The 19,982-nt window shown below is 35.8% G+C and carries 12 protein-coding genes; 8 read left to right on the top strand and 4 right to left on the bottom strand.

Translation table 11 applies throughout. The features are described from left to right. Nucleotides 1–15 precede the first annotated feature (15 nt). Complete coding sequence (locus CXF85_RS17740) at nucleotides 16–1,449, top strand: lipopolysaccharide biosynthesis protein (protein WP_101229979.1); 1,434 nt, start codon at nucleotides 16–18, stop codon at nucleotides 1,447–1,449. A 231-nt stretch (nucleotides 1,450–1,680) separates the two neighbouring features. Next, entirely contained in the window at nucleotides 1,681–2,796 is a 1,116-nt protein-coding gene (locus CXF85_RS17745; protein ID WP_101229980.1) for a glycosyltransferase family 4 protein, read from the top strand. A 100-nt stretch (nucleotides 2,797–2,896) separates the two neighbouring features. Here CXF85_RS17745 and CXF85_RS17750 read toward each other — a convergent pair whose 3' ends face one another. Further along, complete coding sequence (locus CXF85_RS17750; RefSeq protein ID WP_101229981.1) at nucleotides 2,897–5,125, bottom strand: PKD domain-containing protein; 2,229 nt, start codon at nucleotides 5,123–5,125, stop codon at nucleotides 2,897–2,899. Between the two features lie 244 nt (nucleotides 5,126–5,369). On the opposite strand from CXF85_RS17750, the gene CXF85_RS17755 reads away from it, so the two are divergent. The 3 genes from CXF85_RS17755 (at nucleotide 5,370) to CXF85_RS17765 (ending at nucleotide 8,040) form a co-directional block, all read left to right on the top strand. Next, on the top strand, nucleotides 5,370–6,578 hold the full coding sequence (locus CXF85_RS17755) for a TIGR03087 family PEP-CTERM/XrtA system glycosyltransferase (RefSeq protein WP_101229982.1): 1,209 nt from the start codon (nucleotides 5,370–5,372) through the stop codon (nucleotides 6,576–6,578). A 98-nt stretch (nucleotides 6,579–6,676) separates the two neighbouring features. After that, complete coding sequence (locus CXF85_RS17760; protein WP_101229983.1) at nucleotides 6,677–7,261, top strand: acyltransferase; 585 nt, start codon at nucleotides 6,677–6,679, stop codon at nucleotides 7,259–7,261. Between the two features lie 47 nt (nucleotides 7,262–7,308). Then, nucleotides 7,309–8,040 carry a hypothetical protein gene (locus tag CXF85_RS17765; RefSeq protein ID WP_101229984.1) on the top strand — a complete coding sequence of 244 codons (732 nt, stop codon included), beginning with the start codon at nucleotides 7,309–7,311 and terminating at the stop codon, nucleotides 8,038–8,040. An 81-nt stretch (nucleotides 8,041–8,121) separates the two neighbouring features. Here CXF85_RS17765 and CXF85_RS17770 read toward each other — a convergent pair whose 3' ends face one another. Next, nucleotides 8,122–9,093 carry a glycosyltransferase gene (locus CXF85_RS17770; protein ID WP_269801198.1) on the bottom strand — a complete coding sequence of 324 codons (972 nt, stop codon included), beginning with the start codon at nucleotides 9,091–9,093 and terminating at the stop codon, nucleotides 8,122–8,124. Nucleotides 9,094–9,360: 267 nt separating this feature from the next. Here CXF85_RS17770 and CXF85_RS17775 point away from each other — a divergent pair, with 267 nt between their 5' ends. Continuing rightward, entirely contained in the window at nucleotides 9,361–10,494 is a 1,134-nt protein-coding gene (locus CXF85_RS17775) for a GNAT family N-acetyltransferase (RefSeq protein ID WP_101229986.1), read from the top strand. 161 nt (nucleotides 10,495–10,655) lie between these two features. Continuing rightward, the gene (locus CXF85_RS17780; RefSeq protein ID WP_101229987.1) at nucleotides 10,656–12,089 is read left to right on the top strand and encodes a mannose-1-phosphate guanylyltransferase/mannose-6-phosphate isomerase; all 1,434 of its coding nucleotides are present in this window, start codon (nucleotides 10,656–10,658) and stop codon (nucleotides 12,087–12,089) included. Nucleotides 12,090–12,142: 53 nt separating this feature from the next. On the opposite strand, the gene CXF85_RS17785 is transcribed toward CXF85_RS17780, so the two are convergent. After that, on the bottom strand, nucleotides 12,143–12,874 hold the full coding sequence (locus CXF85_RS17785; RefSeq protein WP_101229988.1) for a DNA-3-methyladenine glycosylase I: 732 nt from the start codon (nucleotides 12,872–12,874) through the stop codon (nucleotides 12,143–12,145). A 152-nt stretch (nucleotides 12,875–13,026) separates the two neighbouring features. Next, a complete protein-coding gene (gene prlC / locus CXF85_RS17790) occupies nucleotides 13,027–15,078 on the bottom strand; it encodes an oligopeptidase A (RefSeq protein WP_101229989.1) in 2,052 nt (683 codons plus the stop codon). A gap of 269 nt (nucleotides 15,079–15,347) precedes the next feature. On the opposite strand from prlC, the gene CXF85_RS17795 reads away from it, so the two are divergent. Then, nucleotides 15,348–19,925: an EAL domain-containing protein gene (locus tag CXF85_RS17795; RefSeq protein ID WP_101229990.1), complete on the top strand. Its 4,578-nt coding sequence runs from the start codon at nucleotides 15,348–15,350 to the stop codon at nucleotides 19,923–19,925. The last annotated feature ends 57 nt before the right edge of the window (nucleotides 19,926–19,982 follow it).

The raw sequence follows: 19,982 nt of genomic DNA on the forward strand, positions 1-19,982 counted from the left end.
ACTGATGGAAATATCATGACAAAGGTTCGTAGAGCTTTAAAGTTTTCAATAATCGCGACTCATTTAGACAGTCTTCTAAATTTAATAGCTGTTATTATTATTGCAAGGATTTTAACTCCGGATGAATTGGGTATATTTGCGATTGCCAGTTCAATAGTTATCATTGCAAATACTTTGAAAACATTCGGAGTCGGTAATTACATTGTTAAGAAAGTAGAATTAAACAAAAATGATATTAAATCTGCTTTAGGGCTCAATATAATAATTTCAGTTACACTTGGTCTTATAGTCGCTTTTTCAGCATACCCAGCCCAAGCCTTTTATGAAAAAGATGACATAGGGCTGTTAATGTTAATATTAACAGTTCCATTTTTTGTATCACCATACGCTGCAAATGGTATTGCGTTGTTAACTAGGGATCTAAAGTTTGATAAGATATTTCGAATAGGCATTATTACTCAAATATCCAATCTGATAATGACCATAGTACTTGTTTATTTGGGCTTTAGTTATTATGCACTCGCAATATCTATGGCAGTTCAATCTATTATACAAACGTTTCTGATTCGTGTTTATTCTCCTGCCTCAATGGAGTGGCTTCCTAGGTTTAAAGAGATGAAGAATATTGCTAAATTTGGTTTTTATGTAACATTCAGTAACTTATGCAATAAAATGAACATGATATCACCGGATTTGATCATAGGTAAAGTGGGGACGCCATCTATGGTAGCCTATTACTCTAGAGGGTTAGGATTAATCAATTATATTCATACTACTTTAGCAATGGGGGTTATGCAGGTAGCACTTCCATATTTCACTAATAGTAAGAAAGATGGAACCCCCATTGAGGACGCTTATTTAAAATCGACGGCACTTATCAATGGACTTTTACTTCCTGCTTTTGTTATCGCATCAGTTATTAGTGAGCCATTGGTTTTATTTATATTCGGCGATCAATGGACAGAAAGTGCGGGTCTGGTAGCTACACTTTGTTTTTGGGCATTTTTTAATAATATTCATCCGCTCGTGTCTGTACTTTTAATTGCTGAGGATAAAGAAAAACACATATTCATTATCAACTTAATATTTACAATAATTACAGCATTAACTATATTTTTTGTTTTTCCTTTCGGCCTTAATGCTATAGCACAAGCCATGATAGTAGTCTCTTTTGTTTATTTTATTACAATAAATGTAGTACTTTCTATTTACATGAAATTCTCAACGCTGAAATTTATCCGTTCACAAATCAAGAATATTCTTCTTTGTGTAGGGTGTTATGTCATAGCCACCGGAATTACAAAAATAGATTTGTTTATTGAGACAAGCATTTTAATTCAAATGCTAGTGTTTTTACTGTTGATGGGAATTACTTGGTTATCGATTATATTTATGATTAAGCATCCACTTCAACAAGAATTTAAAAAGGTTTTTAGTGGTTCACACTAAAATATATTTTAGGATTAATATAGCATAGAACAAAATTATTGAATGATTCCATCTGATGAAATTAATACAGTAATAATCATGATATAAGTGATATGTTTTTTTGCTTTATAATGATTATCACCATCCTACAAATTAATTGTAGGGAACTAAATGATGCAAGGAATTTTATATTACTAGAAACTACTGTAATAGGCGTCAATCTACCCTGAACATTAAGCAAGAGGTTTATTCATGGACCAATCAGAAAAAAGATTATTAATAGGCTTAACTGAACAACATGGTATGGCAGTTGAGCAAGCTAATTATCCCCCCGAAAACGTAAACTACAAATTTTTAGAGTACCTCAATAAAGGTCATCCTATTATGCATAGTCCCCTTAAAGGATTTATGAGTTCTTTCGATGAAGGTGATTGTGATGCTATTGAAGCTATATTAACGCCTGTAAATACTAGAAAGCCGTGGTTCTATTCTTTGGCGATGTATCAAGAAGCCCTCGCATTTTCATTTATGGGCTTACCCCTTCCCAAAATTATTCGTGCAAAATATATGGAATACCTTTTTGCTCAAGATAACTTTAAAAAACTGTTGTTTTGGAGCGAGGCAGGGAAAAAAACTATAAAGAGTTATGGCAATGTAACTAACTCGGTTATTTTAGAAAAATCAACCGTTGTTTATCCTGCTATCCGCAGTGTCGATGAACAATTCATCCAATATAAAAAAGAACCGATAAATTTACTTTTTAATGGCAACTTTTTTATTAAAGGTGGCGTTAATGTTGTAGATGCTTTTGAGGTTATGCAAAAAGAATATCCTTCACTTCAACTTACTTTATGTTGTGACGAGGTTATTGACTTCCATACAGGAGATGAAGAATTAAAACAAAAGTACCTTAATAAAATAAAAAACAATAAAAATATTACTATGGGTCGAGTATTAAGAGATACATTTCTCAATAATTTATTACCCAATACAGATATTTATCTATTACCTACTTATGGTGACGCTTTTGGTTTTGCTGTATTAGAAGCAATGGCTTATGGTATACCTGTCATAGCAACTAACTATATGGCTATTCCTGAGATGATGGTACAAGGTGAAACTGGTTATATGATAGATATATCTGAATATGATTGCCTTAAAATGTTTAAAGGTTGTTATGTAACGACCCTACCTTTAGATTTCAGTAATTATGTTACCGATGCATTGGTAACGTATTTAGCAGAATTACTTTCTTCAATTGAAATAAGAAAAAGCTTTGGTGCAAAAGCGATTGATATTACCAAATCTAAATTTTCCTTTGAGCAAAGAGCTCAAACAATGCATGATATATATATAAATACTTTATAAAAATCATACCCAAGTCAATTGGGTATGATAAGTTTTTTAGGATTTTGTGCTTGTTACCTTGCTTCTAGAGTTATCTATTTTGACAAGTTACAAGTCGCGGTTAATAGCTATTTATTTTATAAACATAAAACAAGGGAGGGCGTCCGAACTTCTCTGTAGTATCACCATTCTCTAAAGAAATATATAACAGCCCACTCTCAGCATCGTAACTTGCTCCTTTAAGCTCTGCATTTGAAGGCGTATCAAGCTTGCCATATTCATAAGGACGAAGATTGTGGGGTTCCATCAAGCCTTGTTTTACTTTAAGTAAGTCACTGACATGCCATAGCCAAATGTAGTTATACTTATCAGCGGCAACAAATGGGCAAGGGCCACCACACTTAGTGCCGTCGTCTTGGGTAGCCTTATAACCCAATCCTGATTCATGACCCGCTGAATATCCTAGTGTAACGTAAGTATTACTACCAGGAGCGATGAAGCCGTATGATGCTCCAGAGGTTCTCGTCCAAAGGTCATTATTTAAGTCATTGTTATAAAGAATATCATCTTGACTGATAGGGCCTTCGCCATAGATAGCTTTGTTATATAGAATTTCTTGAGGATAATTAAAATTGAGCAACCCTTCAGTTTCAATTAGTATTCCAGATTTAGCATTTAATAAACTACTTTCGTCTGCAAGAATAAATGCTGATGGGCCAACCGATAATCTAGATAGTATAGAGCCACTGGAAAACCCGCTAACATAACGGCCATCTAAACTTTGCTGCCATTCCTGCGGGATAAGAGTGATCCAACCCGCAGCATGCATAGCGCCTTCAAATTGAAAAGGGCCAACAATCTCACTGGTAGATAAATTATTAGCGTCCTGAAAAACTACTGTAGTATCAGTCTCCAATCCAGATGAATCATACCAATCCATATAATTGGCAATTAGTTTACCTTCAATTAAAGCCAGCCCTGTTATTCTGAAACGTTGGTCAATACCTGTATCAACACGCCCTGTTTCGTGGAAATCAACAAAACCTTGAAGTATATTTTCTTGTACTTTAAAGTCAGCCATATTTCGGCTATTTACAATTTCAGGTATGAGAAACTCCGCGATAGCCTGTTCGCTACTGTGGCCTACAATGAAAAGAGAATGATTTGTTGGGTTGTATGTGATAACTCCAGGTGAATAGCTTAGGTTAGCGTAATTTGAATCTCCAAAAAGCTCTCCTGAAAACCTAAAACCACCTTGATACTCAATATCATTTATGGTTAATGATGAGAATTTAGTAGGGGTTGATGTAATGCTTACTGTGTCGCTACTACTTTTTCCTTTATCATTCTCAACAGTTAAAGCAAACTCAAAAACTTCTGCCGTATTCGGTAAATCAAAGGTTGTCAAACAACTAAAGTTATCATCAAGTGTAATAGAGCTACCAGAAACTTGTACCCATAAAATATTTAGGTCACTTCCTTCAGGATCGTAACTTTGACTGCAATCTAAGGTTACCTCTGAATTCGGTGCTAGTATTTGATCTTCACCGGCTTTTGCAATGGGGAGGCCATTAGTTGAATTTATAGTAATTGAAATTGAGTCCGTAGTTACAGCGTCTAAATTATCTGTAACCGTTAATTCAAAAACCAAAACTTGAGTTTTTTCTTCTAATGGTAATATGGGCGCAATAAATGTTGTATGAGCCGAGAAAGCATCATTTAACTCTACATTTATACCTTCGAGTTGCTTCCAAGAAGTTGATACTATTTCCCCATCCGTATCACTTACCTCTCCAGAAAGTATTACCGTGCTCCCCTCATTCTCTTCAAAATCGGAACCCACACTCACTAAAGGAGATTGATTTGGATTTATAGTAATGGAAATTGAATCAGTATTTACTGCGTCTAAATTATCTGTAACTGTTAATTCAAAAATCAATATTTGAGCTTCTTCTTCTAACGATAATGCAGGAGCTATAAAAGTTGTATTAACTGAAAGAGCATCATCTAGCTCTACACTTTTCCCTACAAGTTGCTTCCAAGAAGTCGATAGTATCTTCCCATCCGCATCACTTACTTCAGCAGTAAGCACTACAGTACTTCCACCAATATCTTCAAAATCTGAACCAACATTAACTAGAGGAGATTCATTCACTGGAACCTCAGGGACAACTGGAACCTCAGGGACAACTGGAACCTCAGGGACAACTGGAACCTCAGGGACAACTGGAACCTCAGTAACTTCTATAACATCATCACTTTCACTTTCGGAGGCACCACAGCCAAGTAAAATGAAACAAAGAACGATAGATAAGCAGTAAGAAATATTAATGTTTAAGCCTTTATTCATAATAAAAATTCCCTTTATTAATCTATTTTCAATACAACATGATATGAGCGGTTCATCCGATAAACTAAGCGCTCATTCAAATTTGATTCAGTAAACATTATATACCTTAATTGACAAAAAACGAGACTAAGGAATGGATAATATATTTTAATAATACGAAAAATTATCCTGCTTTTTTAATGAAAAACAATATATCATTTATTACAAATATATAATTCATAAGAAAAACTAGGTAATCAAAATCGTGAATATTCTTTTTCTCGCTCAACGCGTCCCTTTTCCGCCAAATAAAGGTGAAAAAATCCGTACCTTTAATCAATTAAAGCACCTTGCGGAACAGAAACATAAAATAAGTGTCTGTGCTCCTTTAGATCAAAGTGAAGATGTTAATTATTTTAAAGAGTTAGCGGATAGATATTGTGAGAACATTACGAACCATGCATTAACGGTAAAACCTATTAGATTACTTAAAGGACTATTAAAAGGGCAAGCATTAAGTGTCGCCAACTTTTATGTTAACGAATTACAAAATAAATTTGATTGTTTATTACAACAAGAATGTTTTGATGTTGTTATTTGTACCAGCTCTGCCATGGCGGAATATATCTACAAAAGTAAATCTATTCAAAACTTGGAAAAGAAACCACTCTTGTTAATGGACTTTATGGATTTAGATTCTGATAAATGGCGACAATATGCACAAACATCAAATTGGCCAATGAAATGGATTTATCAACGAGAGGCTAGGGTTTTAGCTAAATATGAACAGCAAATAACCCATGATTTTGATACAAGTTTTTTCATCGCTGATGCCGAAGTTGACTTATTCAACTCACGATGTAGCAACGCTGGAAAAGTACTAACAATGGGTAACGGTATGGATACTACAGCTTTTGTTCCTGCAAAGGCCGCCCCTGAAAATGAAGCACCTGTATTTTTGTTCACCGGCGTTATGGATTATAAACCTAATGTCGATGCTGTGGTTTGGTTTATTGAAACGGTTTGGCCAAGTATTTTGGCTAAATATAAAAAAGCGCGGTTTATTATTGCCGGCATGAATCCATCTTCGGCGGTTAATGAATTAACAAATATTACCGGTATTGAAGTTACCGGTTTTGTGGATGATATATTGCCTTATTACCATCAGTCTGATTATTTTGTTGCTCCGTTTAGGTTAGCTCGTGGAGTGCAAAATAAAGTATTACAAGCGTTTGCATGCGGCTTACCGGTAATTTCAACATCTATGGGTGCTGAAGGTATAGATTGTGTTCAAGATGAACATATACTCATTGCTAATAATGAAGTTGGGTTTTTAAGTGCAGTGGAAAAATTAGAAAACGATCAAGTGTTTCGTACCACAATTAAGAAAAATGCATTATCGTTAATTCATGAACATTATTCGTGGCAAGGTAAGTTACAAGTCTTAGATGATGTGTTGAATGGTCGGTTGTAGGTTAGAATTTATGCTAACAAATTACATTTTTCGGACTAAAGTACGACCTACATTCAGATTAATTAACGATGAATTGATAGATTAAGGCGAAAGTTATTTTGAAGATATTAATTAAGAAAATTATATTTACTATTGCAGCTGTTGCTATGTCTCCAATAACATTGCTTTACTTTATTTTTAATATGGTTTTGAAAGATGATGCCTTGTTATCAGGTTTTAGTCAATTCTTATGCCTTATTCCAGGTAAACTTGGTGTGTACCTTAGAGCTGGATTTTATCGATTTACACTTACAGCATGTGCTCCCGATGCAGTGATATCTTTTCTCGTTTTATTTTCTCAACGTGATACTCAAATTGAGTCTGGTGTGTATATTGGACCACAATGTAATATTGGTAAATGCATAATTGGCCAAGATACCCTGCTTGGTAGTGGTGTTCATATTATGAGCGGCAAAGGACAGCATAATTTTTCAGATTTATCAAAGCCTATTAAAGATCAAGGTGGCTCATTCGAAAAAGTAACAATAGGCAGTGGCTCTTGGCTTGGTAATGGTTCACTTATTATGGCCAATGTAGGTGATCATTGCGTGATCGCAGCTGGTGCTGTCGTTATTAATGATGTAGACGATTATTCTATTGTCGCAGGTAATCCTGCCAAGGTTATTAAGACGCTTGATAAATAAGTACATATTATTTTATAAAAATCACCCTGAACATTAAAAGGAAAAGCATGCCAACAAGTAATATTATAGTTTTAACAACAGGGCTAAGTGGTAGCTCGGTAGTGACAGGGTTTATTGCACAAAAAGATTATTGGCTAGGTGATAAAACAGTTTTTAAGTCCAATGCATCAGGACATTATGAAACATATGAAAATGAAAGATTGGTCGAATTGAATGATGAATTGCTTGCTACTTTGAATATAGAACTTAATGAATCATCATGGTATGACGCAGACTTATTTGTGCGTATTCGAAAAAGCCACAACGAGGTAGACACTAAAAAATTTGTTGAGTTTATTAATTATTGCCAACAACATGGCAAGTGGATATGGAAAGACCCTAGGCTATGGATAACAATAGGTTTTTGGGGAGAGTTACTCCAAGGTTGTGATATTAAATATATCGTTGTCTCACGGCAGCCAATTTCTTTATGGGTTTCTTTGATAAACAAGAGACAGATTGTGAGTTACTCAAAGCTTAAAGTATCTGAAAAAAATTCACAGGATAGAATAATTCGCTACTTGAGTGATTCTGATTTCCCTAGCATAACTATGAATTATGATGAGTTAGTTGAGCACCCAAAAACTGAAATTCACAGACTAAATCACTTTCTCAATTCTAATTATACGTTAAAGATGTTTCGTGATTTATATAAAGGTAAAATAGGGCGTAAAACCTTTAGTAATAAAGCCTTTATTAAGGCAATTTTAATTTATATAAAAAACTATAAGCTCACCTAAAGGGGTTTTTGAGAACACGTTTGCCAAACCCTACCTTTAATTCTGGGAATAGTAGGTGGTTATCCCTGGGCTGGTTTAAATCTATTTTACACCTGAATTCGAAAATGATTTGAATAGACCCGCTAATGTACCAATGACTCTTGCTGGAAAGTAGGTGACATAAAATTGAAGTACTCGCCAAAAGCTAGTCTCTTTTCGCACTAATTTATATAGCCTTACACTGTATAGTGCAAACGGCAATAAGAAAGAACATAGGGCTAGAATTGCTATTTCTATATTACTAGTAAATAAGGCGCTGATAAAAATAATTAATAGGATAGGCAGAGCAATAGGAATAATGAAACTCGGAATTTCTCTTAAAGGAATATTACGTCCGCTAATTGATTGTAAATTTGACTGGCCTCGCCAAATTTCTTTTTTGTACATTTCTTTATATTTTTTGTCTTCACCTAAATGCACATAAGTTGCTGCAGATGTGTAATAAAGGTTACCAAGTTGATTCACTTGGTCAGTGAAATAATAATCTTCACAAGTTATTAGATGTTCAGGAAATCCGTTGACCTTTTCAAATGTTTCTCGAGATAAAAATAAATTTCGCCCAGGTAAGAAACTAACATTGCAGTCTAAATCTGCATTGCTCAATGCAGTTCTTATTTTCTCTAAAGGTGGCGCAGTTGGGCTATTGATTTGTGCGGCACTAGCTAATACACAGTTATCTTGCTCATCAATTGTCGATAACATGGCATTTAACCAATTTTGAGATAACTCAATGTCAGCATCTAAAAAAGCAAGATACTCACCCGTAGATTGGGCTGCACCAACATTTCTTAACGCTGAAATTGTCAAGCTCTCTTCCTGAAAAGAGATGACAACGTTAGAGTGTTGTTCAGCAAGCTTTGATAACTCATTTGAGGACTTATTTTGACTCACTACGATAATTTCATAAGTCGCTTGTTCGCCACTTTGGTTGAGAATTGAGCTGACTGTTTGTATAAGCATCTCTTCTCGCCCTTTGTGGGGAATAATAAAAGAGACGTGTTTATTCTTGGTCAATTTAGTGTCCTAGTATAGTGTGCGATGTGAAATTTGTAACTGTCAGATAGGATAACCTATTATTTCACTGCATTTTCATTAAACGTAGGAATAAGAAAGGAGATTATCAGTTGTTTTTCTATCATGACTACCGCACTTAACGATATATTATTAGTTTTTAATTAAACATTCATAACATTTATCAATGGTGTGATATTCTGCATTAATTGTATTCAAATGTAAAAAAAGTTTTAAAATTTAGTAAAAAATTAACCAAACAGAGTATTGATGTCTATAAAAAAAACATATGTCACAACAGTTAAACCATTTGAGCTATCCCAAAAGGAAAAGCTTGGTGAGAAATGGCTTTTATTAGAAAGTGATTCTGATTGTAGTGTTTTTTTATCTTGGCATTGGATAGGCAATTGGCTTGATTTAGTGACTGATAAACTGTTCCTTGTAGAGGCATATCGTGATGATCAAGTTGTAGGTTTAGGCTTTTTTGTTGAAAAAACGAGAAAAATTTTTGGCTGCTTTACAGTAAAACAATGGTGGCTACATCGAACAGGGGATCAGCAACAAGATCAAATATGGGTCGAGTATAATGATTTTCTGCTAGATGAGTCTTGTTCTGTAGTTGTTAGAGAAGAAATGGTTAAGGCTGTAGCTGACTTTGACCCATCGGTAAAAGAAGTCATTATAGGTTTGTCGGCCAGTGAAAAACTTGATTTTTTTACAGAGTCTTTTGCTAAATTAAATTTTTTAGCAACAACTGCTGTTGAAACTAACGGTTATCTAGCTTCCTTATCGTGCATTAATGGTGATTATTTAAATAAAACTCTTTCTAAAAATACCCGCCTGCAAATATCCAGAAGTAAAAAAATATTACAGAGCCAAGGACAGTTAAGTTTTGAGGTATTTTCAAGCCCTCAAAAACTCGTTGAGTTATACCCTAAAATTGCCAGTATTCATATTGATAAATGGCAAGCGACCAATGAAGGTAGTGGTTTTTCAAATCCACTATTTGAAGACTTTCATCAATCAATGGCCCTTAACAATACCAACAATATGGTGCAAATTGCCGTATTAACGTTAAATGAAGCCGAACTGGGTTATTTAGTTAATTTTGTTTATAACAACAAAGTATATTTTTATTTGTCTGCTTTGCAAAAAAGTTCAGATAATAAAATTAAAATAGGGCTGACTTTACACTCTGAAGCAATGAAACATTATGCTGAACTAGGGATTGAGTCTTATGATTTTCTTGGTGGCGAAGCACGATACAAAAAATCATTATCTAATGAAAAATCCAGATTGGAAATGAAATGCTTTTATCGAAATGAGTTTATTTTGCGTTTTGAAAGCCAGTTGAAAAAATTTAAAATGAGAACAATTCAAATATTTACTAAGTATTTGAAGTAGTGCTTTTTACTATACGCTTTCAATCATGATGCATTATCCCATTTATAACTTATAAAATATCGTGAAGAAAGCACTGTGTATGCTATTTTACTCTTCATTAGTATCGTTTACTATAACCGCATTACTTTCTATGAAACTTCAATCTCATCAACGGAATAAATATGAGCACAACAACTAACATGTCTTCAGTAACTATTTTCCCAACAATAATGTGTGGTGGTAGTGGTACACGCCTTTGGCCACTTTCTCGCGCACTTTTTCCTAAGCAGTTTTTACCGTTAGTTAACGATACCAGTATGTTGCAAGATACATTATTACGCTTGCCTAAAAACAGTCGTGAGCCTGTTTTCATTTGTAATGAAGAGCATCGTTTTTTAGTAGCAGAACAAGTCCGACAATTATCTCAAGATCAAAGCAGCATATTGCTTGAGCCTGAAGGACGAAATACTGCGCCCGCAGTTGCGCTAGCGGCAATTAATGCCTTAGAAAAAGATGAAGATGCTTTGTTATTGGTATTAGCAGCCGATCATGTAATTCAAGACACAGCCGCTTTCCATCAAGCGGTTGAGCAAGCTAGTATTGCAGCACAACAAGGACAGCTAGTTACCTTTGGTATTGTGCCCACTCATGCCGAGACTGGTTATGGCTATATTAAAAAGGGCAATGAGCAAAGCTCAGGTACTTTTGATGTTGCACAATTTGTTGAGAAGCCTAAACAGGACGTAGCGGATGAATATTTAGCCTCAGGTGATTACCTGTGGAATAGCGGTATGTTTTTATTTAAAGCCTCGCGCTATTTAGAAGAGCTGGCTAAACACCGTAGTGATATTTTAGAAAATTGTCAGAAAGCTATGAAAGGGGTTGAGCAAGATCTTGATTTTCTTCGTCCAAACAAGACTGACTTCTTAGCTTGCGCCAGTGAGTCAATTGATTATGCGGTAATGGAGAAAACTGACTCTGCAGTAGTTATTCCGCTTGATGCCGGTTGGAGTGATGTGGGCTCTTATTCTGCCTTGTGGGAAGTATGTGAGCAAAATGAAGACAAGAATGTTTTAAAAGGTGATGTAATCGCTCAGCAAACAACTAACAGCTATATTCATAGCCAAAATAGGCTAATAGCGACTGTTGGAGTTGATAATTTAGTGATTATTGATACGCCAGATGCCGTATTAGTTGCCAATAAAGATAAAGTACAAGAAGTTAAGAAAATTGTTGAGCAACTGAAGAAAGAGCAACGATCTGAAGCCGTTATTCATCGAGAAGTTTATCGCCCTTGGGGTAAGTACGACAGTGTTGATTCAGGCGAACGTTTTCAAGTAAAACGTATTACCGTTAAACCCGGCGCTAAGTTATCAGTACAAATGCATCATCATCGAGCAGAGCATTGGATTATTGTTTCAGGTACAGCGAAAGTGACTATTGATGATAGCACTGTATTATTAAGTGAAAACCAATCAGCTTATATTCCTATTGGCGCTGTTCATGCGTTAGAAAACCCAGGTAAACTACCGTTAGAGATGATTGAAGTGCAATCGGGCAGTTATTTAGGTGAAGATGATATTGTTCGTTTTGAAGATAAATACGGACGAGCTTAGTCAAAGTCTTGGTGCGTCATATAAATTATAGGCGCACCGATTTCACTATTTATTCACTCTTCAGCCACCTGCACATAATTATCCCCACAAGAAAAAGCAATTAACCGGCTAAGTTGCGTTAAGCTGTAGCCACTTTCACTTTGTAATTTATTAAAATGTGCTTGTATTGCTGTTAAGCTTTTTTTACTTTGTAAACCACCATCAATGACTTGCTGTGCCCTTAAGTAAGCTTCCACATCACTGCTTAAAATAAAAGTATCCTTACCTAATAATCTCAACGCGTATGGGCCGGTATTACCGCCTAAGCGTTGGCCGTGTTTTTTTAGGTGCGCCCATAAGCCAATAATATCTTCACTTGGCCAATCATGGATGAATTGTGCGAAGCTTCTGTCATTATTTTGCTGTTCGAATATCATTTGAGCATTGGCTTTTATCGTTTTTACTTTATTGTAGTTACGAATTATTTTAGGGTCAGCGGCTTTTCGTTCTAACATTTCTTCTGGCATCATCAACATTTTTTCAATATTAAAATTAAAAAAGTGCTCTTCAAAGTCAGGCCATTTATTTTCGACTACACGCCAGACAAAGCCAGATTTGAAAATTTGTTTGGTAAAAGCAGCAAGAATACGGTCATCACTTAATTCGGCGACACTTTGTTGTGCGGCTGTATCATCAAGTAGCTTTTTGCCCAGTATTTTTTTACCTAATAACAGCTCAAGTGCTTTTGTGCCGCCTTTACGCTCAGCAGCGCGTTTAAATAGTGATTTAAATGATTCGTGTTTCATAGTTTCTTAATTAAAATGAGTATTTTTCTGCCATTGCAAAGATCAGTAAGCGCGAACAAGTTCCCGCCTACGAATGAATGCCGTAGGCGGGATTTCAATCACGCATGGATCTTCGACAAAACACTTCAAAGATGACGCTATTAATGAACTGCTTATGCTTCAATACCACAATGACGTAATAAGGCATCTATCTCAGGTGCTCGGCCACGGAATTTTTGGAACAATTCACTTGGCTCTTCGCTACCACCTTTTTCGAGAATATTTTGTAAGAATGACTGTCCTGTTTGCTCATTGAAAATACCTTGCTCTTCAAATAAGCCAAATGCATCAGCGGATAATACTTCAGCCCACTTGTAGCTATAATAACCGGCAGAATAACCACCACCAAAGATGTGACTAAAACCATGCTGGAAGCGATTAAATTCAGGTGCTTGTACTACTGAGTATTGAGTTCTAACATTGTCTAATACTTGTTGAATGTGTTTTTCATTGTTCACAGCTTTTGGATCAAAGCTTTCATGCATAGTGAAATCAAAGATGCTGAATTCGATCTGACGTAACATTTGCATCGCCGATTGGAAATTTTTTGCAGCTAGCATTTTATCTAGCATTGCCTGAGGCAATGGCTCGCCACTTTCAAAGTGCCCAGAGATAAAAGCGAGTGCCTCTGGTTGCCAACACCAATTTTCTAAAAATTGGCTAGGAAGCTCTACAGCATCCCAAGGAACACCATTAATACAAGCAACACTGCTAGCATTGATTTGGCTTAACATATGATGAATGCCATGACCAAATTCATGAAATAAGGTAACTACCTCATTATGGGTAAATAATGCCGGATTATTGCCTACAGGGCCGTTAAAGTTACAGGTTAAATAGGCTACCGGGTATTGAATAGATCCATCAGACAGTTGACTACGACCAACGCAGACATCCATCCAAGCACCGCCACGTTTTTTCTCACGAGCATATAGATCTAGATAAAAACTACCACGTTTTTCACCAGCTTTATCAAATATGTCATAAAAGTTAACATCGTCATGCCAAGCATCAACGCCTGCTCGGTGTGTGATAGAAAGGCCGAATAACTTATGCACTACCTCAAACAAACCTGAGACAACCTTATCTTTGGGAAAGTAAGGACGTAGTTGTTCATCTGAAATAGCGTAACGACTTTGTTTTAATTTTTCGCTGTAATAAGCTAAATCCCACGCTTGTAAGTTGTAGTGCTTGAATTCACTGGCGGCAAAGTCGCTAAGTTCTTTAAAGTCTTTTTTACCTTGATGTTGCGACTTAATGGCTAAATTTTCAAGAAACGCCATGACTTCATTCGTGGTGTTTGCCATTTTTGTTGCTAATGAGTGTTGAGCGAAATTGTCGAAATCAAGTAAATTAGCGAGCTCGTGTCTCAAGCTGAGTAACTCGTTCATAATACCGCTGTTATCAAATTCGTTAGCGTTAGGACCTTGATCTGAGGCACGGGTAACAAAGGCGGTATAAAGCTGCTCACGTAAGTTAGCATTGTCACAATACATCATTACTGGTAAATAACTTGGAATATCGAGGGTAAAGATAAAGCCCTGTTTTTCCTTTGCTGTAGCAAGCTCTTTAGCCGCTGCTAAAGCACTCTCAGGCAAACCGGTAAGTTCACTTTCATCTTCAATAGTAATGCTAAAAGCATGGGTGGCATCTAGCACGTTATTGCTAAAGCTTGAACTGAGTTCTGATAAGCGAGTCGCTATTTCACCGTAACGTTTTTTATCTTCATCACTTAACGCAATGCCAGATAGTTTAAAGTCGCGCAGTGCGTTGGTAATAACTTTTTGTTGCGCTATATCTAGCTGGTCAAATTGTTCACTATTTTTAACGCTAAGGTAGGCTTGATATAAACCTTCATGTTGACCAACAAAGGTGCCATATTCTGATAAAAGGGGTAGACAAGATTCATAAGCATCACGCAAGTCATCACTACTAACCACAGAGTTCATATGGGAAACCGGTGACCATAACTTAGATAACACATCATCTACTTCATCAATAGGCAATACCAAGTTGTCCCAAGTGAAGACAGTAGTATTAGCGAGTACTTGCGCAATAATTTTTTTGCAATCACTAATGGCTTGCTCAACAGCAGGCTTTACATGTTCAGGTTTTATTTTTGAAAAGGCAGGTAGTTCGCTCGATACTAATAATGGATTGGTCATAATGCTTAAAAATTAGTTTATGTTATTACTGATGTAAGACCTAGGGAGGCTTTATTCAAGGTAATTGAGACAATAGTTATGATATAAATTTATGTAAACAGTTGTTTTTATGTTGCCTAACCATCTGTTAATGTGATTTTATTGTGTTGAGTGAGTAAACTTGTTAATGACAACTGTTATTTTAAGTTGATGTTTGTTTGCACAAATATAAATAAGTTATACTTTATACCTCTTTGTCTTTTTATAATTAATTCTGTTGTTGAGTGATGATGCTTAAGAAATTATTTATTTCCTTTCTGCTTATACTTACTATTTTATTTGGCGCTATCGGTACGCCTAATAGTTATGCCGCAGTAACAAATCTGTCTTTAGAACACCTATCTGTTGATGATGGTTTGTCACAAGGTAGCATTATTTCAATGATCCAAGACAAAACCGGTTTCATTTGGCTAGCCACTGAAAATGGTATCAATATTTATGACGGTAATGAAGTTAGGCAATTGTCTGGGCCGGATAATAATTTTGAAAATGTTACTGTATATAATATTCTTGAAGATAATAATGGCTTGATTTGGTTAAATATTGATGGGCTAAAACTTTATAGCTATAACCCTAAAACTGATAAATACCAACATATCCCAATAAAACTTGCCGAAGGCTTTGATTATTTCATTACAGACCTCATGCAAGATGAAGACAATAAAATGTGGGTGTTAACATCAAAAACACTTGGCTTTTATGACCAAATTACCAGTGAATATAAGCAAGTTATTGATCTAGAATCAGAGTTAGCAGGTGATTCTACACTCTTCAAAATGTCATTACATGATGGCGTGATCTATCTAGCTTCTAAGGTAGGTATTTTTGCTTATAGCATTAAGGCTAATCACTGGAAGAAACTGCCTGAAATACAAATTGATATAACCAGCGGGCAGTCTAATATTGATAAATTGAATAAAATATATACTGTCCACGCTGATATTAATAAGACCTTATATTTAGGCTCTTACGATGGTTTCTTTGCGATAAACGTAACAGATATTAAGGGGTATATTGCAGGTGAATCCATATTACCTAACTATCAAAGGCTTATTGAAAATATGGCTGCATGGCAGACATTGTCTGATGGCGAAATGCTTTATATTGCATCAGATAAAGGCCTATATTCAGTTAATAAAGTTAATAATCACAGTGAGTTTATGTTTGGCTTTAGTGATTACTTTGACAATAGAACGAATAACAATATAACAGCAATTATTAAAGATCATCATGGTGTTTTTTGGTTAGGCTCTAATACCGTTGGTGCCTATCAATGGGACCCCAAAAGAGAATTAATTAAAAATTATAGTTATAACAAAAACAATCCGGTTAGCTTGAGTTATAACGAAGTTTGGCATGCTTTACCTGATAACCACAATGATGATTTACTTTGGGTTGCTACCTCAAATGGCTTGAATCGAGTTGATCTCGCAACTCAGCAGGTGAAATCATTTTTAGTGAATGATGATTCAAAGAGTATTTATACCAAAAGCTATATTAACAGCATCTATGAACTCAACTCAGAACAATTCTTACTTTATACTGCTGATGGCGTGGTCCTATTTGATAAAAATTTAGAAAAAATAATAGCGTTACCTTTTAATGATGAAATCAATCAATTACTTGCAATACAGCAGTACGATTTGTTGAAGGAAGGGGATTTTATTTGGTTAACGAATGAAAAAGGCATTTTTAAAATAAACATAACCACGAATGAAATCGACCATTTAAGTGAAATAACAGCACTATTTCCACCTGAAAGATTGTTGTTTTTCTTAGGTAAACTACCAAATAGCGATTGGTTTTTACTAACAGGTAATGATGGTTTATGGGGATTTAATGCTAATACACGAGAATTTTTACAGCTTTATAAGTTGCCAGGTGTGTCGATTGGGGATTATACCTCTATAGATAATTGGGCAATAGATAATAATCAAGTCTTGTGGTTGAGTTTTACTGGTAAAGGATTAATTGGTTTAACGTTACCTGACTTTAAAGAAAAGTATTTTTACCATAAAGCAAATTCTATTATCGATAATAATGTTTACGGTGTCATGGCCGATGATGCAGGAGATATCTGGTTTTCTAGTCATAATGGTTTATTTATGCTGGACTCTGATAGCCAACATATCAGTCACTTTACCCGAAAAAATGGCCTCGGAGCGACTGAGTTTAACGGTAGAGCTTATACAAAGTTAGCTGATGGTCGTTTTGTGTATGGGTCAATGGAAGGCATAAGTATCTTTGATCCATCAACACTAAAAAAAGTACACAATAGCGAAAGATTCAAAGTCCAAGTCAAAATTACCGCCGTTGAATTGTTATCCCGAAATTTAGATCTACCACTGGCTCTTGAAGATAATGCCGTTATTAATCTCAACTATGATGATGTCGGCATTCGCATTGATTTTTCTACTTTTTCTTATGGCAATGAAAAAAGCATCATTTATAAGTATCATTTAACTGGACAAAGCAACGTTGATTATCCCGCCACCAGAGAGGGGCACATTACCTTTCCTAGTTTGGCCTCAGGTAAACATACTCTATCTATTAAAGCGAAGTCTCCTTATACGGGTGAATACTCGGAGCCAGTGCATATTAAATTTGACGTCAACTTTGCTCCTTGGCGCTCTCCCTTAGCATTAATTTTTTATGCCATCGTATTGTTACTCATTATGGTAACTTGGTCTCGTTACCGTAAAGCTCAGCAACAGTTGTTGCTTGATGCTCATGAGCAAGTAAAGTATCGAGAAAATCGTCTTCAGTTAGCCTTAACAGGCAGTAATAGTGAAGTCTGGGATTGGCAGGCAGATGAAGATTTAATGTTTGGTAAACGCATTGCTATCGATTTAGGTTACGTAGAAGAAGCGCTATTTTATAGTTTTGAAGAGCATGTTGCCTTGATTCATCCTGAGGACCATGATGAATTCATTCTCTGTTGGCAAATATTTATTAACAACGCCAACTTAGAGGACAATTTTTCCTGTACTTACCGTTTGAGAACATCGGATGACCAATGGCTTTGGTATAAAGATTTAGGGAAAATTGTTGCTGTTGATGCTGATAATAAACCTACCAGAGTGACAGGCTCTTATACAAATATTACCGAGTCTCGTGCTGATGAGGAGCGTGCGCAGTATTACGGGGATGCTTTTCAGCAAACACAAGATTGGGTGTTTATCATTGACGAAAAGATATCAAGAGTCACAGCAAACCAATCAATGCGTGCTGTTTTTGACTGGCCAGAAGAAGAGTTTGATTTTAACTCAAAATTATTAGGTATTAGCCAAAAACGTCGTAACTTCTATCATAAATTGATGCTGTCACTTAAAGAAGGCGAGCACTGGCGTGGTGAAGAGTTGATTGTGACCGCTAATAAGGATGAATACCACGTTATCATCAACGTGACGGTAGGCCGAAATTCAGTGAGTAATGCTTTACATTATTTGTTTGTACTTACTGATATTAGTGCACAAAAAAGTGCCGAAAATGAATTAAGATTATTAGCAAACTATGACCATTTAACAGGGTTACCTAATCGTACGTTATTACTTGAACGTATTAAACATGCAATAGACTTATCCAATCGTCAAACTAAATCGATAGCGCTATTTTTTATTGATCTTGATCGGTTTAAGCAAGTGAATGATTCTCTTGGGCATGATAACGGTGATTTGTTATTGCAAGACGTTGCTAGGCGTTTAAAAGATGTATTGCTGATAGATGATACGGTATCGCGTATTGGTGGCGATGAGTTTGTTGTATTGCTGGAGAGCTTTTCTAATGACAATCAGCTTAGCCGAATCGCCGATGAAGTTATTGAAGCGATTGGTAAACCCGTCGATTTAGCGGGTAACTTAGTCAGTGTTGGCGCAAGTATTGGTATTTCGGTATATCCACATGATGGTAACAACTCTGATGAGTTATTACGTCATGCTGACGTTGCTATGTATCATGCGAAACAAGCAGGTAAAAATAACTTTAAGTTTTATACGGCACAAATGAACGTTGAAGCAATCGCACGCTTAAGTAAGGAATCCGCGCTAAAATTAGCAGTGAAAAATAATGAGTTTATTAATCACTACCAGCCAATTATTGATGCGCATACCGGTAAGGCTGTCGGTGTAGAAATGCTAATGCGTTGGCAAACGTCTACAGGCTTAGTGCCACCGAATGACTTTATTCCTTTATCAGAAGAGCTTAATTTAATTATTACTATGACAGAGTCTGCACTTGAACGGGCCTGTAAAGATCTAAAAGAATGGCACGCCATAAGACCTGATTTTTATGTGTCGATAAATTTATCAGTGCAACACTTTATTGAAGCAGACATAGTCTCATTTATTAGTGAGCTATTGGCGCGGTATCAATTACCGGCAGAAAGATTGCGTGTTGAAGTCACCGAAAGTGCGCTAATTTTACAACCTGAGAGTGCTATAACTACTATGCGCCAGTTGTCTGCATTAGGACTGACTTTAGCGCTAGATGATTTTGGCACTGGCTTTTCGTCATTATCTTATTTAAAGAAACTACCTTTAGATATTATAAAAATAGATCGCAGTTTTGTCTCTGGTATTGGTATTAACGAAGCAGATGAAGCTATTGTTGATACCACGCTAGTGTTAGCCAAAAGGCTCAATATGCATTGTATTGCTGAAGGGGTAGAAACGACGGAGCAATTACATTATCTAGTGGCAAAAAAATGCCATTATATACAGGGTTACTTATACAGTAAGCCAATATCCGCGGATGAAATTATGCAAAATCTGTTATTAAATAAAACAGAAATTATTTCTACCTCGAGTTAATGACTGAAAGATTATTCAACTATTATGGTTCTAATACTTGAATAAAGCCGTTTTGGC

Origin of the sequence: Colwellia sp. 75C3 (assembly GCF_002836255.1) — a bacterium.
Lineage (GTDB): Bacteria > Pseudomonadota > Gammaproteobacteria > Enterobacterales > Alteromonadaceae > Colwellia.